At 71.4% G+C, this 20,834-nt stretch carries 18 protein-coding genes and 1 pseudogene; 5 read left to right on the forward strand and 14 right to left on the reverse strand.

Features of this window, described 5'->3' with window-relative positions; translation table 11 throughout:
* Positions 1–196: 196 nt before the first annotated feature.
* Both ACYF6T_RS36580 and ACYF6T_RS36585 read right to left on the reverse strand, forming a co-directional pair.
* Positions 197–481 (reverse strand): DUF3039 domain-containing protein, encoded by a 285-nt coding sequence (locus tag ACYF6T_RS36580; protein WP_461701980.1) that lies wholly within the window; start codon positions 479–481, stop codon positions 197–199.
* A gap of 30 nt (positions 482–511) precedes the next feature.
* Positions 512–1,084 (reverse strand): YqgE/AlgH family protein, encoded by a 573-nt coding sequence (locus ACYF6T_RS36585; RefSeq protein ID WP_461701981.1) that lies wholly within the window; start codon positions 1,082–1,084, stop codon positions 512–514.
* Between the two features lie 255 nt (positions 1,085–1,339).
* On the opposite strand from ACYF6T_RS36585, the gene murA reads away from it, so the two are divergent.
* Entirely contained in the window at positions 1,340–2,680 is a 1,341-nt protein-coding gene (murA, locus tag ACYF6T_RS36590; RefSeq protein WP_461701983.1) for a UDP-N-acetylglucosamine 1-carboxyvinyltransferase, read from the forward strand.
* 107 nt (positions 2,681–2,787) lie between these two features.
* Here the strand turns inward: murA and ACYF6T_RS36595 are convergent, their stop codons facing one another.
* The 6 genes from ACYF6T_RS36595 to ACYF6T_RS36620 all read right to left on the reverse strand — a co-directional run bounded on the left by ACYF6T_RS36595 (position 2,788) and on the right by ACYF6T_RS36620 (position 9,892).
* Positions 2,788–3,069, reverse strand: a complete 282-nt coding sequence (locus ACYF6T_RS36595) for an HU family DNA-binding protein (RefSeq protein ID WP_351222056.1) — start codon at positions 3,067–3,069, stop codon at positions 2,788–2,790.
* Positions 3,070–3,359: 290 nt separating this feature from the next.
* On the reverse strand, positions 3,360–4,778 hold the full coding sequence (locus ACYF6T_RS36600) for a malic enzyme-like NAD(P)-binding protein (RefSeq protein WP_461701985.1): 1,419 nt from the start codon (positions 4,776–4,778) through the stop codon (positions 3,360–3,362).
* 318 nt (positions 4,779–5,096) lie between these two features.
* Positions 5,097–7,562 (reverse strand): HelD family protein, encoded by a 2,466-nt coding sequence (locus ACYF6T_RS36605; protein ID WP_461701987.1) that lies wholly within the window; start codon positions 7,560–7,562, stop codon positions 5,097–5,099.
* Between the two features lie 69 nt (positions 7,563–7,631).
* Positions 7,632–8,456, reverse strand: a complete 825-nt coding sequence (locus tag ACYF6T_RS36610) for an anti-sigma factor family protein (protein WP_461701988.1) — start codon at positions 8,454–8,456, stop codon at positions 7,632–7,634.
* Complete coding sequence (locus ACYF6T_RS36615) at positions 8,456–8,977, reverse strand: sigma-70 family RNA polymerase sigma factor (RefSeq protein ID WP_010039908.1); 522 nt, start codon at positions 8,975–8,977, stop codon at positions 8,456–8,458. The genes ACYF6T_RS36610 and ACYF6T_RS36615 overlap by 1 nt, the downstream gene beginning before the upstream one ends.
* A gap of 318 nt (positions 8,978–9,295) precedes the next feature.
* Positions 9,296–9,892 (reverse strand): CGNR zinc finger domain-containing protein, encoded by a 597-nt coding sequence (locus ACYF6T_RS36620; protein ID WP_461701991.1) that lies wholly within the window; start codon positions 9,890–9,892, stop codon positions 9,296–9,298.
* A 287-nt stretch (positions 9,893–10,179) separates the two neighbouring features.
* On the opposite strand from ACYF6T_RS36620, the gene ACYF6T_RS36625 reads away from it, so the two are divergent.
* From ACYF6T_RS36625 to ACYF6T_RS36635, 3 genes are all read left to right on the forward strand, one after another.
* Positions 10,180–11,001, forward strand: a complete 822-nt coding sequence (locus tag ACYF6T_RS36625; RefSeq protein WP_461701992.1) for a hypothetical protein — start codon at positions 10,180–10,182, stop codon at positions 10,999–11,001.
* Between the two features lie 188 nt (positions 11,002–11,189).
* A complete protein-coding gene (locus tag ACYF6T_RS36630; RefSeq protein ID WP_461701994.1) occupies positions 11,190–12,569 on the forward strand; it encodes a nitrate/nitrite transporter in 1,380 nt (459 codons plus the stop codon).
* Between the two features lie 115 nt (positions 12,570–12,684).
* The gene (locus tag ACYF6T_RS36635; protein WP_461701996.1) at positions 12,685–13,839 is read left to right on the forward strand and encodes a uroporphyrinogen-III synthase; all 1,155 of its coding nucleotides are present in this window, start codon (positions 12,685–12,687) and stop codon (positions 13,837–13,839) included.
* Between the two features lie 15 nt (positions 13,840–13,854).
* On the opposite strand, the gene ACYF6T_RS36640 is transcribed toward ACYF6T_RS36635, so the two are convergent.
* The 3 genes from ACYF6T_RS36640 to ACYF6T_RS36650 all read right to left on the reverse strand — a co-directional run bounded on the left by ACYF6T_RS36640 (position 13,855) and on the right by ACYF6T_RS36650 (position 16,178).
* On the reverse strand, positions 13,855–14,481 hold the full coding sequence (locus tag ACYF6T_RS36640; RefSeq protein ID WP_461701998.1) for a Uma2 family endonuclease: 627 nt from the start codon (positions 14,479–14,481) through the stop codon (positions 13,855–13,857).
* 94 nt (positions 14,482–14,575) lie between these two features.
* Entirely contained in the window at positions 14,576–15,337 is a 762-nt protein-coding gene (locus tag ACYF6T_RS36645) for an ABC transporter permease (RefSeq protein ID WP_461702000.1), read from the reverse strand.
* On the reverse strand, positions 15,324–16,178 hold the full coding sequence (locus tag ACYF6T_RS36650; protein ID WP_461702001.1) for an ABC transporter ATP-binding protein: 855 nt from the start codon (positions 16,176–16,178) through the stop codon (positions 15,324–15,326). The genes ACYF6T_RS36645 and ACYF6T_RS36650 overlap by 14 nt, the downstream gene beginning before the upstream one ends.
* A gap of 50 nt (positions 16,179–16,228) precedes the next feature.
* Here ACYF6T_RS36650 and ACYF6T_RS36655 point away from each other — a divergent pair, with 50 nt between their 5' ends.
* Positions 16,229–16,867, forward strand: a complete 639-nt coding sequence (locus ACYF6T_RS36655) for a TetR/AcrR family transcriptional regulator (protein ID WP_461702003.1) — start codon at positions 16,229–16,231, stop codon at positions 16,865–16,867.
* On the opposite strand, the gene ACYF6T_RS36660 is transcribed toward ACYF6T_RS36655, so the two are convergent.
* The 3 genes and pseudogenes from ACYF6T_RS36660 to ACYF6T_RS36670 all read right to left on the reverse strand — a co-directional run.
* Positions 16,868–18,079 carry an acyltransferase family protein gene (locus tag ACYF6T_RS36660; protein WP_461702005.1) on the reverse strand — a complete coding sequence of 404 codons (1,212 nt, stop codon included), beginning with the start codon at positions 18,077–18,079 and terminating at the stop codon, positions 16,868–16,870. It abuts the gene before it with no gap.
* Positions 18,076–20,274, reverse strand: a complete 2,199-nt coding sequence (locus tag ACYF6T_RS36665; protein ID WP_461702006.1) for a glycosyltransferase — start codon at positions 20,272–20,274, stop codon at positions 18,076–18,078. The genes ACYF6T_RS36660 and ACYF6T_RS36665 overlap by 4 nt, the downstream gene beginning before the upstream one ends.
* A pseudogene (locus ACYF6T_RS36670) lies at positions 20,274–20,834 on the reverse strand (hypothetical protein); the annotation flags it as partial. The pseudogene ACYF6T_RS36670 and the gene ACYF6T_RS36665, both read right to left, overlap by 1 nt.

Genomic DNA, 20,834 nt, shown 5'->3' on the forward strand with positions numbered 1-20,834 from the left:
CCCGCGACACCGCCGCGGATTGCCCACGACACCGTTGACGAAATAGTGACCGGAAACCCGCCGCCGGCCCCGCTCGGGGCACGTCGGCCATGATCCGGACCGCGGCACGGGACGGCATGCGAAAACCCTCGGGGCACGCCGCGGCGCGTCCCGAGGGCATCGCGAATCCCAGGACCGGCCTCTCGGGCGGCAGGGGCTACTTGCCGCCGTCCTTGCCCTTGTCGCCGCCGCCGCTGCCCATGGAGTCGTAGATCTCCTTGCACATGGGGCACACGGGGTACTTCTTCGGGTCGCGGCCCGGCACCCACACCTTGCCGCACAGCGCCACGACGGGGGTGCCGTCGAGGGCGCTCGCCATGATCTTGTCCTTCTGGACGTAGTGGGCGAAGCGCTCGTGGTCGCCGTCGCCGTGGGACACCTGCGGCGTCGGCTCTACGAGGGTCCCCGTACCAGTCCCGCGCTCGGGCTCAAGAGTGCTCATACCGACCAAGGGTACTGAAGCTCACACGCATCAGTTGAGCGAAGGGTCGTCCGGATATGTGGCCACCATCGCCAGCTCGTTGCGCTGGCGGCGCAGCACCTCGCGCCAGAGTCTCTCCGGCGCCGGGGACGAGACGTCGCCGGGTTCGGACTCCACGACGTACCAGGCGCCCTCGACCAGTTCGTCCTCCAGCTGGCCGGGGCCCCAGCCGGCGTATCCGGCGAAGATCCGCAGGGAGCCCAGGGCCGAGGCGAGCAGTTCCGGCGGGGCCTCCAGGTCGACCAGGCCGATCGCGCCGTGCACCCGGCGCCAGCCCAGCGGGGCGCGCTCGCCGGCCGCGCCGCCGGGGATGACGGCGACGCCGAGCGCCGAGTCCAGCGAGACCGGGCCGCCCTGGAAGACAACGCCGGGTTCGCCGGCGAGGTCCGCCCAGCCCTCAAGGATGTCGCCCACGTCCACCGGGGTCGGACGGTTGAGGACGACACCGAGGGAGCCCTCCTCGTCGTGGTCGAGAAGGAGCACCACCGCACGGTCGAAGTTCGGGTCCGCCAGGGCGGGCGTTGCCACGAGCAGCCGCCCTGTGAGCGAGGACACCTCGGTCATGCCAGACATGATCCCGCATCTTCCCGCGGAGCGGGGAGGCAATCCGGGTAAGAAGGGTGATTGCAGCTCAGGGTGGAAAGAAGCACGGCGGGCGCACGCGGGAGGAGCCGTGACGGCATGTGCCCGGCGGGGAACGGTTCGTGTTGTGACACAGCTATGACGTAGCTGGGCGGTACTTGGGCTTACTGAAGGGGGGTGGGCGGCGATTACCCTTTCCCTTCTGGCCCCTGCCCCACTCATCGGAACGCGAGATACATGACCGTCAACGACGATGTCCTGCTTGTCCACGGCGGAACCCCGCTGGAGGGCGAGATCCGTGTCCGCGGTGCGAAGAACCTCGTGCCGAAGGCCATGGTCGCCGCCCTGCTGGGCAGCTCGCCGAGTCGACTGCGCAACGTTCCGGACATCCGTGACGTGCGTGTCGTACGCGGTCTGCTGCAACTGCACGGGGTGACGGTCCGTCCGGGTGAGGAGCCGGGCGAGCTGGTGCTCGACCCGACCCACGTGGAGAGCGCGAACGTGGCTGACATCGATGCCCACGCGGGCTCCAGCCGCATCCCGATCCTGTTCTGCGGGCCCCTGCTGCACCGCCTCGGTCACGCCTTCATCCCCGGTCTGGGCGGCTGCGACATCGGCGGCCGGCCGATCGACTTCCACTTCGACGTGCTGCGGCAGTTCGGCGCGCGGATCGACAAGCGCGCGGACGGGCAGTACCTGGAGGCGCCGCAGCGGCTGCGGGGCACGAAGATCCGGCTGCCGTACCCGTCGGTCGGCGCGACGGAGCAGGTGCTGCTGACGGCCGTGCTCGCGGAGGGCGTCACGGAGCTGTCCAACGCCGCCGTGGAGCCGGAGATCGAGGACCTGATCTGCGTCCTGCAGAAGATGGGCGCCATCATCGCGATGGACACCGACCGCACGATCCGCATCACCGGTGTGGACAAGCTCGGCGGCTACACCCACCGCGCGCTCCCGGACCGCCTGGAGGCCGCGTCCTGGGCGTCGGCGGCGCTCGCTACCGAGGGCGACATCTACGTCCGCGGCGCCCAGCAGCGCTCGATGATGACGTTCCTGAACACCTACCGGAAGGTGGGCGGTGCCTTCGAGATCGACGACGAGGGCATCCGGTTCTGGCACCCCGGCGGGCAGCTGAAGTCCATCGCGCTGGAGACGGACGTGCACCCCGGCTTCCAGACGGACTGGCAGCAGCCGCTGGTCGTCGCCCTCACGCAGGCCACCGGCCTGTCGATCATCCACGAGACGGTCTACGAGTCCCGCCTGGGCTTCACCTCCGCGCTGAACCAGATGGGCGCCCACATCCAGCTCTACCGCGAGTGCCTGGGCGGCTCCGACTGCCGCTTCGGCCAGCGCAACTTCCTGCACTCGGCGGTCGTTTCGGGCCCGACCAAGCTCCAGGGCGCCGACCTGGTCATCCCCGACCTGCGCGGCGGCTTCTCCTACCTCATCGCCGCCCTCGCCGCCCAGGGCACATCCCGGGTCCACGGCATCGACCTCATCAACCGGGGCTACGAGAACTTCATGGAGAAGCTCGTGGAACTGGGCGCGAAGGTGGAACTGCCGGGCAAGGCACTCGGCTGACGTACGTACGCCGATGGGGCGGTCACCCGAGTCCGGGTGACCGCCCCATCGGCGTTGAGTGCGGCGCCCCTCAAGGGGCGCCGGGCCAAGGCGGCGAACAGGCGCCCTTAGTTGCCCTTGGCCGCTTCCTTCAGCTTGCTGCCCGCGGAGACCTTGACGCTGTAGCCGGCCGGGATCTGGATCGGGTCGCCGGTCTGCGGGTTGCGCGCGGTGCGAGCGGCACGGTGGGTGCGCTCGAAGGTCAGGAAGCCGGGGATGGTGACCTTCTCGTCGCCCTTGGCGACGACCTCACCGACGGTCTCGGCGAACGCGGCCAGAACGGCGTCGGCGTCCTTGCGGGTCACCTCGGCGCGGTCGGCCAGCGCGGCCACCAGCTCACTGCGGTTCATGTTGTTACTCCCGTGTTCTTCTTGCCGTTGGGGTGTGCCAAGCGGCGAAACCGCATATTGGCACAGCGAAGCCGATGCGCTCGCGCCCAGGGACGCATCCTGCCCCTACCTGCGACGGGAAAGCCAATCCGGCACCCGTAGGAGTCGTGAGAACACCCTAGGGAGTCACACGAAAAGAGGGCTGAGCGTGGCCGCCACCCTAGAGGGTGGCAACGAGCGCCCGGTTCCACGACTCGCCGTCACGACAGCGGTCGTGGTGATGCTCACAGCCCTTGCACAGTACGCCACTCCTACGACGACGCGGCGCCCGCCGCCTTCGCCGCCTCCCGTACCGCACCGGCCACTGCGCCCGCGACCTTGTCGTTGAAGACGCTGGGGACGATGTAGTTGGGGTTGAGCTCGTCCTCGGTCACCACGTCCGCCAGCGCGGTCGCGGCGGCCAGCATCATGTCCGTGTTGACCGTGCGGGACTGCGCGTCCAGCAGGCCGCGGAAGACGCCCGGGAAGACCAGCACGTTGTTGATCTGGTTGGGGAAGTCGGAGCGGCCGGTGGCCACGACGGCCGCCGTCTGCCGGGCGATCGCCGGGTCCACCTCGGGGTCGGGGTTCGCGAGCGCGAACACGATGGCACCCTCGGCCATCGCGGCCACGTCGTCGCCGTCCAGCACGTTCGGGGCGGAGACGCCGATGAAGACGTCCGCACCGCGAACGGCCTCCTTCAGCGAACCGGTGAGGTTCTCCGGGTTGGTGTTGTCGGCGATCCAGCGCAGCGCCGAGTCGGCCGGGGCCTCGACGAGGTCCTCGCGGCCGGCGTGCACGACCCCGCGGATGTCGGCGACGACGGCGTTCTTCACGCCCGCCGCGAGCAGCAGCTTGAGGATGGCGGTGCCGGCCGCGCCGGCACCGGACATGACGACCCGGATGTTCTCGATGGCCTTGCCGGTGCAGCGCAGGGCGTTCTTCAGGGCGGCCAGGACGACGATCGCGGTGCCGTGCTGGTCGTCGTGGAAGACGGGGATGTCCAGGGCCTCGCGCAGCCGTGCCTCGATCTCGAAGCAGCGGGGCGCGGAGATGTCCTCCAGGTTGATGCCGGCGAAGCCGGGGGCGATCGCCTTGACGATCTCGACGATCGCGTCGGTGTCCTGGGTGTCGAGGCAGATCGGCCAGGCGTCGATGCCGGCGAACCGCTTGAAGAGGGCGGCCTTGCCCTCCATGACGGGCAGGGCGGCCTTGGGGCCGATGTTGCCCAGGCCCAGCACGGCCGAGCCGTCCGTCACGACCGCAACGGAGTTGCGCTTGATGGTCAGGCGGCGGGCGTCCTCGGGGTTCTCGGCGATCGCCATGCAGACGCGGGCCACGCCGGGCGTGTAGACCATGGACAGGTCGTCGCGGTTGCGGATGGGGTGCTTCGACGCCATCTCGATCTTGCCGCCGAGGTGCATCAGGAACGTACGGTCGGAGACCTTGCCGAGAGTCACGCCCTCGATGCCGCGCAACTGCTCGACGATCTCGTCGGCGTGCTTGGTGGAGGTGGCGGCGATGGTGACGTCGATGCGGAGCTTCTCGTGGCCGGAGGCGGTGACGTCGAGGCCGGTGACCGAGCCTCCGGAGGACTCCACGGCGGTGGTCAGCTGCGAGACGGCGGTTCCGCTCGCGGGCACCTCCAGCCGGATGGTCATCGAGTAGGAGACGCTGGGCGCCGTTGCCATGGCCGACTTCCTCTTTCAGGGTGTGACGCGGGTATGCCGTCCGATCGTCGCACCTACTGCCGAGTAGGCGTTAGCCGCCCCGGATTGCGAACGTTTTGTTCGCGGGCGGCGGCAACAAGGAGAGGCCCACGTCACAAGGACGTGGGCCTCCCGTGTTGCTCAGTGGCACCGACCCGCCATGCTCGCCTCGCGGCAAGTGGTCGCTCGTAGCGACGAAGGTTGGGCCCGGGGGCTTGGATCGGGCCGGTGCCACATCCAGGCTAACAAACGGATCCCGTAAGACCATTCCCGTACCGCAAGTTCATCGGACATCCCCTGCTAATCGCGGAGCAGGTCGGGAACGCCCTCCGTATCCGGCTGGTCCCGCTCCCCCGACACCACCGTCAGCTGCTGGGTGGCCCGGGTCAGGGCGACGTAGAGCACCCGCAGGCCGGCCGGGGACTCGTCCGCGATCTCCGCCGGGGAGACGACGACCGTGGCGTCGTACTCCAGGCCCTTGGCCTCCAGGCTGCCGAGCGCCACCACCCGGTCGCCGAGCCCGGCGAGCCAGCGGGCCGCCTCCTCGCGGCGCCGCATGGCGACGACGACGCCGACCGTGCCGTCGACGAGGTCGAGGAGCCGGGCGGCCTCGTCCCGGACGGTCTGCGCGAGGGAGTCGCGTACGACGGTGAAGCGTGGCCGTACGCCGGTGGAGCGCACCGCCGACGGGGACGTGGCGCCCGGCATGGCCAGCGCCAGCACCCTGGCGGCGAGCTCGGCGATCTCGGCCGGGTTGCGGTAGTTGACGGTGAGTTCGAAGCGGCGGCCACGGGACGGGCGGCCCGAAGCGCCTTCCTTGGAAGGGTGGTGGGAGGCGGGCGGGCGGGTGCCGAGGGCCTCGTCGCGGGCCTCGGCCGCCTCGTCGGGGTCGGACCAGGAGGACTGGGCGGGGTCGCCGACGACCGTCCAGGTGGCGTGCCGGCCGCGGCGGCCGACCATGCGCCACTGCATCGGCGTGAGGTCCTGGGCCTCGTCGACGATGACGTGGGCGTACTCGGTGCGCTCCTGGGCCAGGCGCTCGGCGCGTTCGCGCTGGGTCTCCTCGCGGACCGGCATCAGCTCCTCCAGGCCGGTCAGCTGGTCGAGCGGGTCCAGCTCGCGCTTCTTCTTCGGGCGGGCGGGCAGGCCGAGGATCGCCTGGAGCTCGTCGAGCAGGGCGATGTCGTGCACGGACCAGCCGTCCCGCCGCAGCGACCGGGCGACCCGGCGGACCTCGCCGGGGTTGAGGACGCGGCGGGCCCAGCGGCCCAGGCGCCGCTCGTCGGCCATGGCCTCCAGGACGGCCCGGGGCGTGAGCTCGGGCCACCAGGCGTCGAGGAACTCGGTGAAGGCGTCCTCCGAGGAGACGTCCTCGTCGAAGGAGGAGCGCAGTTCGGCGGCGAGCTCGGGGTCGGTGTGCCGGCCGGCGGCGCCGGACTGCTCCCACAGGGCGTCCAGGAGCAGCTTGCGGGCGCGCGGGCGCAGCAGGTTGACGGGGGCGGTGCCGCCGAGGGCGGTGCGGCGGATACGTTCCAGCGCGTCCGCCTCCAGTTCGAGGCGGCGCCCGAAGGCGACGACGCGCAGGCGGGTGGGGGGTCCGGCGGGGACCGGCGCGGGCGCGTCGGAGTCGCCGTCGCCGAAGGCGAGCTGTCCCGCGCGGTCCGCCCCCGCGTCTCCCGGCCCGGGCCGACTCGCCCCGTTCACCCCCATGCCGCCGGGCCCCAGCTCCAGCGCGCCGCGCGCCGCCTTGCGCAGCACCTTGAGCATGCGGGAGGAGCCCTTGGCGCGGGCGGTGGCCGGGGAGTCGTACAGCGTGGCCTCGACCCCGTCGACGAGGGACCCGATCGCCCGGATGGCGACCTGCCCCTCCTCGCCCAGGGACGGCAGGACGCCCTCGGTGTAGGACACCAGCAGCGGGGTCGGCGAGACGATGAGGATGCCGCCGGAGTAGCGGCGCCGGTCCTGGTAGAGGAGGTAGGCGGCGCGGTGCAGGGCGACGGCGGTCTTTCCTGTGCCGGGGCCGCCCTCGACGTAGGTGACGGAGGCGGCGGGGGCGCGGATGACCAGGTCCTGCTCGGCCTGGATGGAGGCGACGATGTCCCGCATGGTGTGGCCGCGGGCCTGGCCGAGGGCGGCCATCAGCGCGCCGTCGCCGATGACGGGCAGCTCCCGGCCGTCGAGGAACGCCTTCAGCTCGGGGCGCATGAGGTCGTCCTCGACGCTCAGCACGCGGCGCCCCTTGGAGCGGATGACCCGGCGCCGTACGACCCGGCCGGGGTCGACCGGGGTGGAGCGGTAGAAGGGGGCGGCGGCCGGGGCGCGCCAGTCGATGACCAGGGGCGCGTAATCGGAGTCGAGGACGCCGATGCGCCCGATGTGCAGGGTCTCGGCGATGTCGGCCGTGCCGTCCTCGCGGACGGCTCCCTCGGCGGGTTCGACGGCGGTGTAGGCGCCGTCGGGTCCCTTCTTGCCGTCCTTGCCGGGCAGCAGGTCGATACGGCCGAAGAGGAAGTCCTCGAACTCGTTGTTGAGCCGGTTGAGGTGGACTCCGGCGCGGAAGACCTGCGCGTCCCGTTCGGCGAGGGCGCCGGGCGTGCCGACCTGGCCGCGCTTGGCCGCGTCGTTCATCAGGAACTCGGCCTCGTGGATCTTCTCCTCGAGGCGCCGGTAGACCCGGTCGAGGTGTTCCTGTTCGACGCTGATCTCCCGGTCCCGAACCGAGTCGTGGACCGATCCGACCGCGGATCGTTGAGCCTGAGCGGCCACCGGGCCCCCTTCTGACGTGCTGGGCAGCCGTCAACCGTACGCGAAGGGGACCCGGTAAAGCTACGTATGCTACGCGTCCACCTCGACGAGCTTCTTGCCGTCGAAGGTCATGACCTCGAAATGGTCGATCTCGTTCGGCTTGAAGGCAGCGCCGCCCGTGACGTACAGCGGGTTCTTGGCCTCCTCCGTCTTGCCGTTCGGGATGCCGTAGCCCCAGTTGGGGACGGACCAGGTGGAGATGGTCTCCCGCTCGCCGTTCTTGCCGACGGCGATCAGGGAGCACTTCAGCGGGCCCTTGACGTTCTTCAGCTGCAGGGCGGTGCTGGTGCCCCAGTCCTTCTCGGCCATGGCGACCGTGGCGGAGACCTTGGTCGAGGAGTCGGTGGCCGACACCTTGTCGCCGAGCGTGTCGAACAGCGCCTTGGCCGGGCTCGCCGTCGCCTGGTTGCTGGTGCCGCCGCCCGAGTCGCCCCCGGTCGCGGCCATCGCGGCGAACGGGCCGCCGATGATCAGGGCGGCCGCCGCGGCCACCAGGTAGAAGCTGCGCCGCCGCTTCTGGGCGCGCCGTTCGGCGACCTCGTCGACCAGCTTCTCCGCGAGGCGCGGGGAGGGCCTGGCCGACAGCGATTCGCCGATCGCGGGGCTGCCGGAGCCCGGCAGGTCCGCGAGCGCGGCCAGCATCGGCTCCATCCCGGCCAGCTCGTCGAGCTGCTGGGCGCACCACTCGCAGGTCGCGAGGTGTGCCTCGAAAGCGGTTGCCTCGGCGTCGTCCAGGATGCCGAGGGCGTAGGCACCGACCGTCTCGTGCTCGCTCGGGCCCGGAGATCCCATCATGGGTCCAGACATACCCGACCCACCTGTGCCGAATCCCTGGTTTCCCCCGTAAACACTCATCACGCCGTCACCCCCCGCTCCTCCAGTGCCAGCTTCATCGACCGCAGGGCGTAGAACACCCGAGACCGCACGGTGCCACTGGGGATGCCCAGCGTCTCGGCCGCCTCGTTGACGGTACGCCCCTTGAAGTACGTCTCGACGAGCACCTCCCGGTGGGCCGGGGTCAGGTCGTCGAGCGCGTCGGACAACGTCATCAGCCACAGCGCCTTGTCGATCTCGTCCTCCGCGGGGATGACCTCCAGCGGCGACGGATCGACCTCCTGCGGCCGGGCCTGCCGGCTTCGGTGGCCGTCGATGACGATGCGGCGCGCGACCGTCACCAGCCAGGGGCGTACAGATCCGGTCGCCCGATTGAGCTGACCGGCGTTCTTCCAGGCACGGATGAGCGTCTCCTGGACCACGTCCTCGGCACGCTGACGGTCTCCGGCGACCAGTCGGAGCACGTACGCGAGCAAGGGTCCGGCGTGCTCTCTGTACAGGGCACGCATCAGCTCCTCATCAGGTTCCGAGGGCTGGGACATGCGATGTCGGGCCCTCGATCCACGTTCATTGGCCACGACGGAATCCTTGCGCACGCCCACCTCCGATGTCCGGGGGTTCCCCCAGTCGGTCGCTCGGCGTTGGGTACGGATGTGGGTTGCGTCATGTTCAAAGTGAGGCGACAGTTTTTCTCGCAGTGACGTGACGAGGGGGACATGGGAGCACATTCCCCCCGCGCGATCTTTACATTTCCGCCACATCGGCAAGATCGCGCCACGTGCCCCTACGGTCCCGTAGGTAAACGGGGTGTAATCGAAATCACGTCGATGCCGGTCTCACAGAAGCCGCATACCGGGCACCTAGGCGCGGGCCAGAGCGGCCCGCCGACGGTGCCTCGCCACCCTTTCGCGGTTCCCGCAGACCTCACTGGAGCACCAGCGCCTCCTGCGCCCCCGGGACGAATCGACATAAACGATCGGACAGTTGTCGCCCTCGCACTGCCGCAGCCCCGCCCGCGCGACGGGGTCGGTGAGCAGTTCCACGGCGTCCCGGGCGATCGCCCCGAGCAGCGCGGCGCACGCGGGCGGCCCGGCCAGCTCCCTGACGAGCGCCCCGTCGGCCCCGCGCACGGCCCGCGGGGCGGGGGGCGCGACGCGGGCGAGCTCGTTCACGCGGGCGAGCGCGGTGTCGTACGACGGCCAGGGCGCGGCGGCGATGCTTCCGTGCACCAACTGGCCGACCCAGCCGCGCAGTTCCCGGAACGCCACCAGCCAGGAGGGGTCGGCGTGCGCCAGTCCGGTGCCCGGCGGCACGAGCCCCGCCCCGACGACCCACGCGCGCAGTACCTCGACCGAGTCGAACCGTTCCCCGGGGTGGGTGGTGGCGAGCAGATCCAGGCAGATCCGCCCGGCGTCGAACCGCAGCTCGTAGGGGGCCGTGGCCGTACCCAGTGCCATGTGCCTGTCACCGCCTAGGGTCGCCCCCGGTCGGCAGGGGGCCGGTGAGATGCCAGTGAGGGTCTGGGAGTGCGTTCCGTTCCCTCCTAACAGTGCCTGCCCACCGACGCGGCCGGAAGTCCCTGGACCGGGGGTGGGGACCGGTACCGGTCGCGTTCGTCAACCCGGCGACCGGCACGGTCAAGCCGCGGTCAAGCCCCGCCGCCCGTGATTCCCCGTCCCCTCGGACCGTGAAAGACTGCCTCGGTTGCGCAAGTGAACAGGGTGACCGAGGGGGAGCAGGCGCGATGAGCAAGCGGCAGGTTCGGAACATGCTGCGGTTGATGGCCGGCGGGGAGCCCGTGGAGCTGACCAGTCCGCTGGCTTCCGTGAAGAAGCTGTCCCGACTCGCCTTCATCGCCCAGCAGTTCGGCTACGAGTACGTGGACGCCCGGCACACCGGCTCCCGCAACAACGCGCTGAAGATGCTGATCGTCCCCGACCCCAGCCCCCAGGCACGGGCGCGGGCCGCGCAGAACTGGGCGCAGTATCCGAACGCCGCCGACGGCGTCTCCCTGCCGCCCCTGGTGCCGGACGCCGTCGAACTCCTCAAGGCCCGCATCCAGTTCGACCTCACGGGCAAGAACGCCGAGAAGCGGATGGGGTACGGGGCCCTCGGTGTCACCGTCGGGTGCGTGGTTCTCGCGTACCGCGCCGGCGGGGAGTCCTTCGACTTCGTCGCGGCGGGGATCGTATGGCTGATCCTCATGGCGGTCTTCGGCATCGGTCTCCTCGTCACGCGCAAGCGCAACGCCAAGTTCGCCCGCCGGCTCCAGGCCGCCGGTTTCGTGCCGACGACGGACGAGACGGGGCGGGTGCGGTACCTCCCGCCGGGCATGCAGCTGCCGGGTATGGCGATGCCGGGGCCGATGCCCGCGCCCGGCCAGGGCAATCCCTACGCCGGTTCGCCCTACGGCGCCCCTCCCGCTCCGGCGCCGTATCAGCAGCCCTACCCGCAGCCCTACCCCCAGCCCCAGGCCCACGGCTACCCCCAGCAGGCCCCCGGCCCGTACGCCCCCCAGCAGCCCTACCCCCAGCAGAACCCCGCCTGGCAGCCTCCCCAGGGCTGACTCCGCGCCGGGAGGCGTTCGTAACGCAGCGGCACGGAACCTCTCATCCCGTCCTGCCGCGGGGTGAGAGCAACGTTCCTTTACGGTCACTCAGTGCCACAGGCAGGAAACGCGCTCTCCCTACCTTCGGGACTCATACCGCTCAGCACCCCATGCACCACCGAGCCCCGAAGCACCGTGGAGGCGTCATGACAGCCCCTAGCACAGCCCCCGCACCCAGCAGGGGAGGCCGCTGGATCCAGCACTGGGATCCCGAGAACGAGACGTTCTGGAAGGAGACCGGGGAGAAGATCGCCCGGCGCAACCTCGCCTTCTCCGTACTCTCCGAGCACATCGGGTTCTCTATCTGGACCCTGTGGTCCGTGCTGGTGCTCTTCATGGGACCGGAGTACGGCCTGACCCCGGCCGACAAGTTCATGCTCACCTCGATGGTGACCCTGGTCGGCGCCGTCGTCCGCGTCCCCTACACCTTCGCGGTCGCGATCTTCGGCGGACGGAACTGGACGATCATCTCGGCCGGCCTGCTGCTCATCCCGAGCGTCGCCGCGTTCGCGGTCATGAAGCCGGGGACCTCCTTCGACACCTTCCTGTGGATCGGGCTCCTCGCCGGCATCGGCGGCGGCAACTTCGCCTCCTCCATGACCAACATCAACGCCTTCTTCCCGCTGAAGAAGAAGGGCTGGGCGCTCGGCCTCAACGCGGGCGGCGGCAACATCGGCGTCGCCGCGATCCAGCTCGTCGCGCTCGCCGTCATCGGCGCGGGCGGCGGTCCCCGGGTGCTGCTCGGGATCTACATCCCGCTCATCGTCGTCGCCGCCGTCCTCGCCGCGCTGTTCATGGACAACATCGAGAACGTCAAGAACGACACCGGCGCCGCCAGGGACGCCGCGAAGGACGCCCACACCTGGATCATGTCCTTCCTCTACATCGGCACCTTCGGCTCCTTCATCGGCTACAGCTTCGCCTTCGGGCAGGTGCTCACGAACCAGTTCGGGCGTACGCCGCTGCAGGCGACGTACCTGACCTTCATGGGTCCGCTGCTCGGCTCGCTGATCCGGCCCGTCGGCGGCTGGCTCGCCGACAAGTACGGCGGCGCGAAGATCACCCTCTACAACTACACCGCCATGGCCGCCGCCACCGCCATCCTGGTCGTCGCCAGCATGCAGAAGTCGCTGCCGCTGTTCGTGGTCGCCTTCGTCGTGCTGTTCTCGCTGACCGGCATCGGCAACGGCTCCACGTTCAAGATGATCCCCGGCATCTTCCAGACCAAGGCCCTCGCCAAGGGGCTGGAGGGCGAGGCGGCCGCCAAGTACGGGCGCCGGCTGTCCGGGGCGTCGATGGGTCTGATCGGCGCGGTCGGCGCGCTCGGCGGCGTCGGCATCAACCTCGCCTTCCGGCAGTCCTTCCTCTCCTACGGCTCCGGAACCGGCGCCTTCGTCGCCTTCCTCGCCTACTACGGCGTCTGCTTCGCCGTGACGTGGGCCGTATACCTTCGCCGCACGGCCGCCACGGGCCAGGCTGCCGCTGCCGCAGAGGCGAAGCCGCAGCTCAGCTACGCCGAGGTGTGACGTAACACCGGCGACATCAAGCCGAACCGAGCCTGTCACGCACCGTTGACAGGCTCGTTCGGCATGTAGGTACCGCCGTACTGCATGTACGACGACTCGACTTCGGGACGAAGCCATGTACGACGAACAGCAGCGACCGGAACGACACGGACCCCTCGCCGGGTTCACCGTGGGCGTGACGGCCGCGCGCCGCGCCGACGAACTGGGGGCGCTGCTGCAGCGACGGGGAGCCGCCGTCCTGCACGCACCGGCCCTGCGGATCGTGCCGCTCGCCGACGACAGCGAACTGCTGGCGGCGACGAAGGACCTGATCGACCAGGCGCCGGACGTGGTCGTGGCCACGACCGCCATCGGCTTCCGCGGCTGGGTCGAGGCCGCCGACGGATGGGGCCTCGGCGAGCCGCTGCTGGAGCGGCTGCGCGGGGTGGAGCTGCTCGCGCGCGGGCCCAAGGTCAAGGGGGCGATACGGGCGGCCGGGCTGACGGAGGAGTGGTCGCCGTCGAGCGAGTCGATGGCGGAGGTGCTCGACCGGCTGCTGGAGGAGGGCGTCGACGGGCGCCGCATCGCCGTCCAGCTGCACGGGGAGCCGTTGCCCGGGTTCGTGGAGGCGCTCAGGGCGGGCGGGGCCGAGGTGGTCGGGGTGCCCGTGTACCGGTGGATGCCGCCGGAGGACGTCGGGCCGATGGACCGGCTGCTGGACGCGGCCGTCTCGCGGGGCCTGGACGCGCTCACCTTCACCAGCGCGCCCGCAGCGGCCTCCCTGCTGTCCCGGGCCGAGGAGCGCGGTCTGCTCGCCGAGCTGCTCGACGCGCTCCACCACGACGTGGTGCCGGCGTGTGTGGGGCCGGTGACCGCGCTGCCGTTGCAGGCCCGGGGGGTCGACACGGTCCAGCCCGAACGGTTCCGGCTCGGGCCGCTCGTCCAGCTGCTGTGCCAGGAGCTTCCGGGGCGGGCGCGGTCCCTGCCCATCGCCGGGCACCGGGTGGAGATCCGCGGGCACGCCGTCCTCGTCGACGGCGAGCTCAAGCCGGTGCCGCCGGCGGGCATGTCACTGCTGCGGGCGCTGGCGCGGCGGCCGGGGTGGGTGGTGGCCCGGGCCGAGCTGCTGCGGGCGCTGCCCGGTGCGGGGCGGGACGAGCACGCGGTGGAGACGGCGATGGCGCGGCTGCGGACGGCACTGGGGGCGCCGAAGCTGATCCAGACGGTGGTGAAGCGGGGCTACCGGCTGGCGCTGGACCCGGCGGCCGACGCGAAGTACGCCGACACCTGACCGCCTCACCGGACGTCACCGCCCACGGCGATCGACGGCCGTCAGGTCGATCTCGATGTCGAAGGGGAGGGACACCTTGAGCCTGTCGTGGAAGATCCCGGTGAGGCCGTAGGACTTCGTGGCCGGGTCGAGCTCGTAGACGTAGACCACGGGGAGGCCCTTGTCGCCGTCCTGCTCCACGCGCCAGAAGTGCGGCACGCCGGCCGCCGCGTACTTGCGGGGCTTGACCTCACGGTCACGCTCACGCGAGTCGGCGGACACGACTTCGACGGCGAGGAGGATGTCCTCGGGGTTGTACCAGGTCTGGTCGGGGCCGGTGTTCGCTTCCACGGGAAAGACCAGGATGTCCGGCTCCGGCCGGTTCTTGGCATCCAGCTTGACTGTCATCTGCCGCATGACGTCGAGGTGCCCCGGCGCCTGGTCCAGGAGGCCGTTCTCCAACAGGCGCATGCACCGTGCGTGAAACGCCGTCTGCGGACTCATGAAGACGAGGCTCCCGTCGATCAGCTCCGTGTGCGGCGGGAGGCCCGGAATCCGGTCGAGGTCGTCCGCTGTCCAGCCCCCGGGGGGCGGGATGGGCCAGCGGTACGCCGGCTCGTCGACCGGCTTGTCATCGGACGCGGCGGTCATCGGTGCTCCCATGGGACGGAGTCTCGCCTGTCGGCCCAGGGTACCGAAGGGGTACGTCGTCGTCTCACCGCACAGGGTGATCCCACAGCCGGGTCGTCTCGGAAGGTCAGACGGCCACCAGCCGGCCGCTGCGGCCCCGGAGGCGGGTCGACGCCAGTGCCGCGCAGGCCAGCCCCGCCCCGAGCAGCGTGCCGCAGGACTCCGTCACGGCCGGGAGGTCGCCGGCGAGGGCCGCGTGCAGGCCGTGGACCGCCCAGTAGCCGGGGGACGCCGGGGCCACGTGGGCGACCCAGGGGGGAAGGGCGGCGAGGGGTACCAGGGCGCCGCCCGCGCTGCTCAGGAGCATGCCGCCGATGTCGTAGGCCGCTGAGAGTTCGCCCATCGTGCGGACCAGGACGCCCGTCAGGGCGCCGAGGCCGAGGAGGGTGCAGCTCCAGGTGAGCAGGACGCTCAGCAGGAGAAGGGGGTGGGGCACCTTCAGGCCGAGGGTGAGGACGCCGAAGCCGAGGATCAGGAGTTGCTGCGCCAGCAGGGCGGTGAAGACCGGGATCGCCTTGCCGAGGAGCAGTGCGGCGGGGTGCAGGGACGTGGCGCGCAGGCGGTCCCAGGTGCGGCCGAGCCGTTCGGCGAGGATCGCGTTGCCGGAGATGCTCAGGGCGAGCAGCGAGAAGGTGACCAGGGTGCCGACGACCGCCTGCTCGGTGCCCGCGGTCCGGCCCTGCGCGGCCACGTAGAGCGGGCGCAGGAGGGTGAGGAAGGCCAGCGGGAGGATCATGCGGCTGAGGAGCGGGCCGGGTTCGCGCAGCATCAGGAGGGTGTTGTGCCGGATGACGACGCCGAGGCGGGCCGCTGAGTCACGAGGTGGCATGGCGGGGCTCCAGTGAGCGGTAGAGGTCGTCCAGGTCGGGGCGGCGGACGTCGACCGCGACGGGGGTGCGGCCCGAGGCGAGGACGGCGGCCAGGTCGGCCGCGGGGTCCGTGGTCGGGCGGCGCAGGGCGGGTTCGGACGGGTCGGCGAAGGTGACGCGGAGTTCGCCCGGCAGGTCGCGGGTCAGTTCCCGCTGGGTGCCGCGGGCGATGACGCGGCCGGCTCGGGCGAGGGCCAACGTGGCGTCCAGGTCGACCAGTTCGGGCAGGTAGTGGGTGGTGTAGACGACGGCCGCGCCGGCCCGTGCCCGTGCCCGCACCGCCGCCAGCAGCGCCGCCCGCGTCTCCGGGTCGGCCCCCGCCGTCGGCTCGTCCAGCAGCAGCAACGACGGTGAGCCGACCATGGCGGTGGCCGCCTGCACGCGGCGCCGCTGCCCTCCGGACAGGACGCCGACGGGCCGGTCCGTCACGGCGGTGAGGTGCAGTTCCTCCAGGACGCGGGCGATCTCGGCGTCCCGTCGCCGGCCACGCAGCCCGGTCAGTCCGGCGAACAGCCGCAGGTTCTCGCGGACGGTGACGCTGCCGTACAGCGCCAGCTCCTGGGGCGCGACCCCGATGAGCCGTCGCGCGGCCCGCCCGTCGCGCAGGGCGTCGTACGGCCCTACGCGGATCCGGCCCGCGTCGGGGCGGACCAGACCGGTGACCGTCTCGACGAACGTGGTCTTGCCGGCGCCGTTGTGCCCGATCAGGCCGACGATCTCGCCGGGCGCGACGGTGAGGTCGAAACCGTCGAGCGCGCGACCGCGGCCGTACCACTTCACCAGTCCCTCTGCGGTGAGCATCCCGGACCCCCCAGACATGTCTACGCCGTATACGTCTACACTGTAGACCCATGAGCGGCAGGCGGGAAGAGATTCTGGACGCGGCCCTGGCCATCGCCGACGAGCACGGGCTCGACGCGGTCTCCATGCGTGCCGTCGCCGACCGGGTCGGCGTGACGCCGATGGCGTTGTACCGGCATGTGAAGGACAAGGCCGCCCTGCTGGACGGCATGGTGGGACGCCTGCTGGCCGCGCTCACGCCCACGGACCCGGACGGGAAGCAGCCGTGGGACCAGCGCCTGAACGCCCTCGCGTACGCCTTCCGCGAGGTGACCCGCCGGCACCCCTGGGCCGCGTACCTGCTCTTCTCCCGGCCGGCCGTCACCCCGGACGCCGTGCGCGCGGTGGACGTCATCTACACCGCGCTGCTCGACGCCGGGGTGCCGGAGTCCCAAGTGCCCCGGCTGGAACGGCTGGTGAGCACCTTCGTGATCGGCTTCGCCGCCTCCGAGGCCGCGGGCCGCTTCGGCGCCGGCAGCCTCGACCCCCGCAGCCGGCGCGGCCGGCTCCCGGACGCCGAACTCCCCGGCCACGCCCGCCTGGCGCCCTGGCTGGACCTGCCCCCCGACCTCACCGCCGAGTTCGAGGCCGACCTGGCGGACATCCGGCGCCTGGTCGAGACGGCGGCAGCGGCAGCTCAGGGCTCCTGATCAGGCCCTCCTGCGGGCCCCCGCGCGCCGGGAACCGTCCGGCCACAGCCGCGGGCTGCGCTTCGCCGCGATGTCCTCGATCCACCCGAAGGCCAGGATCGCCACCGCGATCAGGGGCCAGACCAGGAAGAACATCCAGAGCATGTACGTGGAGTCGAGGGCGGCCACCGCGCGGTCGCTCTGCATGAAGGGGAGGTTGTAGGCCTGGTCGATGATCGGGACCGTGGCCATGATCAGCATGTTGTGCCAGAGGTAGATGGTGACGGCCCGGTTGTTGGAGAGGGTCACCAGCCGGTCCCAGCGGGCCAGGCGGCCGGGGAGCTCCTGCCAGGACGGCGCGTACTGGAGCAGGATCACGACGAAGCCGAAGCTCCAGGTCGCCTGGGCCAGCGGGATGTCGTTCAGGTCCCAGCCGTCGGGACCCAGGTGGCCCGACGCCCACCACAGGCCGAACGCCATCAGCAGCGCCGAACAGGAGACGGCGAGGTAGCGCGGGACGCGCCGCAGCATGCCCTCGTGGTGGGCGAAGCCCAGGACCCAGCAGCCGCCGTACACCGCGAAGTCGGTGACCGCGTTGCCCGTCTCGCCGGGGATCGTCACCAGGCCCGTGCCGACGACCGCCGTCAGGGCGAGCGGAGCCAGCAGCGTCGCCCACGGCACCCGGCGGAACGCCCACAGCAGCAGGGGGGACGCCACCACGAACCACAGATACGCCCGCAGGTACCACAGCGGGCCGCACGCCTGGACCGCCCAGGTGTCCTCCAGCAGGCCCGACTTGGAGCCGAGGTGCCAGGGGTAGGGCGGGGCGCCGATGGGGACGACGTAGTTGACCAGGTCGACGACGCCCCACGTGCCGCCGTTGTCCGGGTCCTTCACCGGGTTCCAGCCGCCCGCGAACATCAGCGCCAGCGCCACCGCGCTGAACGCCCACAGCGGGGGCAGCAGCCGGCGCACCCGGCCCCGGATCACGCTCGGCGCGGGGCGGTTGAGGGACCGCGCCATCAGCGAGCCCGCCAGCGCGAACATCACGCCCATGGACGGGAACAGGACCGTCAGCCAGGCCCAGCCGAAGAGGTGGTAGACGACCACGCGGACCAGGGCCAGCGAGCGCAGGAGGTCGAGGTAGCGGTCCCGGCCGCCCGGCTTGCGCGGGGCGGGCGCGGGCGCCGGCTCGGGCCGGTGCGGGAGGTCGGTCGTGTATCCGTGCTTCATGCCACGGGCCTCCGATCACTGGTGTCGCGGGTCCGCTCGCGCGGTACGGGGCCGCCGGGCGCCTCCACGACACCCGTGCGCCGCAGCTTCTGCCAGCGCAGGCGGCCGCCGGTGAGTGCCGTGATCCAGGACTGGAGCAGCACGACGTACATGAGCTGGCGGTAGAGGATCTGCTGCAGGGGCAGCGAGATGAGCGGGGTCATGCGCTCGCGGTCCAGACGGAAGGCGTACGCGGCGCACACGGCCTGGATCGCGAGCACGCCCAGCCACGCCACGATCGTTTTCTGCGTCGGGCCGAACACCACGCCGTAGAGCAGGAACACGTCGATCAGGGGGGCCAGGAGCGGGGCCACCACCATGAACAGCGACACCAGCGGCAGGCCCACGCGGCCGAAGCGGCCCGACGGGCCCCGTTCCAGCACGGCCCTGCGGTGCTTCCAGATCGCCTGCATGGTGCCGTACGACCAGCGGTAGCGCTGCGACCACAGCTGCTGCACCGTCTCCGGTGCCTCCGTCCACGCCCGGGCCCGCTCGGCGTACACCACCCGCCAGCCGTCCCGGTGCAGGGCCATCGTGATGTCGGTGTCCTCGGCGAGGGTGTCGTCGCTCATGCCGCCGACCCGTTCCAGCGCCGAGCGGCGGAAGGCCCCGACCGCGCCGGGGATCGTCGGCATGCAGCGCAGGATGTCGTACATACGGCGGTCGAGGTTGAAGCCCATCACGTACTCGATGTGCTGCCAGGCGCCGATCAGCGAGTCCCGGTTGCCGACCTTGGCGTTGCCGGCCACCGCGCCGACCCGCGGGTCGCCGAAGGGCTGCACCAGCTCCCGTACGGTGGACGGCTCGAAGACCGTGTCGCCGTCCATCATCACGACGATGTCGTAACGGGCGTTCGCCAGGCCTCGGTTGAGCGCCGCCGGCTTGCCCGCGTTCAGCTGGCGGACGACGCGGACGTTGGGCAGGCCCATCGCCTCGACGATCCTGGCCGTGCCGTCACTCGAACCGTCGTCGACGACGATCACCTCGATGGGGTGCTCGCTCGCCATCAGGGAACGGACCGTGTTCTCGATGCACTTGGCCTCGTTGTACGCCGGCACCAGGACCGACACCGGTTCCGTCACCGGCGGGCCCCAGCTGAAGCCACGGCGCCGCACCCGGCGGGCGTGCGCGCCCGACAGCAGCAGCATCAGCACGAACCGGGAGATGACCAGCGCGCCCACGACCGCCAGGCAGACCACCATCGTGCCGGTGATGTCGTCGGAGGCCCGGACCAGGAGGATCCACGCCTTGCCCTTCCACAGCTCGGGCCCGGAGACCTTGGTCAGCGCGCTGGGGGCGTCGAGCGCCTCGGTGAGGTTGTCGAGCTCGTAGCCCCGCTCCTGCATCATCGGCAGGAACCTGTCGAGGGCCTCGACCGTCTGGTGGCGGTCGCCGCCGGAGTCGTGCATCAGGACGATGGCGCCCTTGCCGCCGTGCGGGGTGGCGCGGCGGATGATCTCGTCGACGCCGGGCTTGCGCCAGTCCTCGCTGTCGGTGTTGTTGACGATGGTGAGGTAGCCCTTGGTGCCGATGTACTCCGTCACCGGCCAGGACTTGTTGTCCATGGCGTCGGCGAAGGAGGAGTACGGCGGCCGGAAGATCGAGCTGCGCACGCCGGCCGCGCCCTCCAGGGCGAGCTGGTTCTGGGAGAGCTCCCAGTCGATGCGCTTCTTCGACTGGTAGGACAGGTCGGGGTGGTTGAAGGTGTGCAGGCCGACCTCGTGGCCCTCCGCGACCATCCGCCGGACCAGTTCCGGGTAGCGGGAGGCCATGGTGCCGGTGACGAAGAAGACCGCGTGCGCGTGGTGCTTCTTCAGGACGTCCAGGACCTTCGGGGTCCAGGTGGGGTCGGGGCCGTCGTCGAAGGTGAGGACCAGGCGGTGGTCCGGCACGTTCAGGCTGGTCGTGCGGCCGCTGCGGGTGTCGATGACCGGGCCGCCGTCGAGGATCCTGTCCGGCACCTTGTCGGTGGCGGCCTCGGGCTGGATGCGGTGGTCGGCGAGGATCTCGCTGTGCACGTAGCCGCGCAGCATCAGCATCGCCACCAGGGCGAGCAGCAGGAGCATGGGGAGCAGCAGCCGCATGGGCAGGCGGCGGCGCTGGGAGCCGGCGCGGGCCTGGGGAGCGGCCCTGCGACGGCGGGAGCGGGAGGGCATCAGAGGGAGTACTCCGGGGACGTCAGGGGGGTGAGCGGGCCGGCGGCCACCGCGGAGGTGCTGGGGCTGGGGTCGGGTGAGGTGCCGCCGCTCGGGCCGGTGTCGGCGGAGGGTTCCGGGGTCGGCCTGACGACCGGGTCCGAGGACGCCGAGCCGCTGGAGCCGGCGGCCGGCCTGGTCGTGGACGCGGAGGCCGAGGGCTTGGGGCCGGCGGAGCTGCCGGAGCTTCCGGAGCCGGTGGCGGCGGCGCCGGGCGCGGTGCCGCTCGCGCCCGGCGAGGGGGTGGCGGCGGCGTCGGCGGTCGGGGTGGCGCCGGAGGCGGCGTCGGCGGTGCCCGAGGGGGTCGCGGTGTCGGTCGGCGCGGTGGAGCTGTCGACCTGGCCGGCGGGCCGGCCGCCGTTCTGTCCCGGCACCGGCAGCCAGGGCGCGTCCGAGCTGCCGGAGAGCAGGGTGACGACGATGACGACGGCGTAGACGGCGCAGGCGATGCCGACGGCCATGCCGAAGCGGCGGAACCGGCGGCTGCGGCGCCCCGACTCGTCGACGAAGACGGGCCCGTC

The sequence above is a fragment of the Streptomyces sp. 7R007 genome (assembly GCF_054850255.1).

Bases quoted from the DNA above. Each gene is read 5' to 3' on its own strand.
- ACYF6T_RS36580 (WP_461701980.1), bottom strand. From the start codon at position 481: ATGAGCACTCTTGAGCCCGAGCGCGGGACTGGTACGGGGACCCTCGTA.
- ACYF6T_RS36585 (WP_461701981.1), bottom strand. From the start codon at position 1,084: ATGACCGAGGTGTCCTCGCTCACAGGGCGGCTGCTCGTGGCAACGCCC.
- murA (WP_461701983.1), top strand. From the start codon at position 1,340: ATGACCGTCAACGACGATGTCCTGCTTGTCCACGGCGGAACCCCGCTG.
- ACYF6T_RS36595 (WP_351222056.1), bottom strand. From the start codon at position 3,069: ATGAACCGCAGTGAGCTGGTGGCCGCGCTGGCCGACCGCGCCGAGGTG.
- ACYF6T_RS36600 (WP_461701985.1), bottom strand. From the start codon at position 4,778: ATGGCAACGGCGCCCAGCGTCTCCTACTCGATGACCATCCGGCTGGAG.
- ACYF6T_RS36610 (WP_461701988.1), bottom strand. From the start codon at position 8,456: ATGAGTGTTTACGGGGGAAACCAGGGATTCGGCACAGGTGGGTCGGGT.
- ACYF6T_RS36615 (WP_010039908.1), bottom strand. From the start codon at position 8,977: ATGTCCCAGCCCTCGGAACCTGATGAGGAGCTGATGCGTGCCCTGTAC.
- ACYF6T_RS36620 (WP_461701991.1), bottom strand. From the start codon at position 9,892: ATGGCACTGGGTACGGCCACGGCCCCCTACGAGCTGCGGTTCGACGCC.
- ACYF6T_RS36625 (WP_461701992.1), top strand. From the start codon at position 10,180: ATGAGCAAGCGGCAGGTTCGGAACATGCTGCGGTTGATGGCCGGCGGG.
- ACYF6T_RS36630 (WP_461701994.1), top strand. From the start codon at position 11,190: ATGACAGCCCCTAGCACAGCCCCCGCACCCAGCAGGGGAGGCCGCTGG.
- ACYF6T_RS36635 (WP_461701996.1), top strand. From the start codon at position 12,685: ATGTACGACGAACAGCAGCGACCGGAACGACACGGACCCCTCGCCGGG.
- ACYF6T_RS36640 (WP_461701998.1), bottom strand. From the start codon at position 14,481: ATGGGAGCACCGATGACCGCCGCGTCCGATGACAAGCCGGTCGACGAG.
- ACYF6T_RS36645 (WP_461702000.1), bottom strand. From the start codon at position 15,337: ATGCCACCTCGTGACTCAGCGGCCCGCCTCGGCGTCGTCATCCGGCAC.
- ACYF6T_RS36650 (WP_461702001.1), bottom strand. From the start codon at position 16,178: ATGCTCACCGCAGAGGGACTGGTGAAGTGGTACGGCCGCGGTCGCGCG.
- ACYF6T_RS36655 (WP_461702003.1), top strand. From the start codon at position 16,229: ATGAGCGGCAGGCGGGAAGAGATTCTGGACGCGGCCCTGGCCATCGCC.
- ACYF6T_RS36660 (WP_461702005.1), bottom strand. From the start codon at position 18,079: ATGAAGCACGGATACACGACCGACCTCCCGCACCGGCCCGAGCCGGCG.
- ACYF6T_RS36665 (WP_461702006.1), bottom strand. From the start codon at position 20,274: ATGCCCTCCCGCTCCCGCCGTCGCAGGGCCGCTCCCCAGGCCCGCGCC.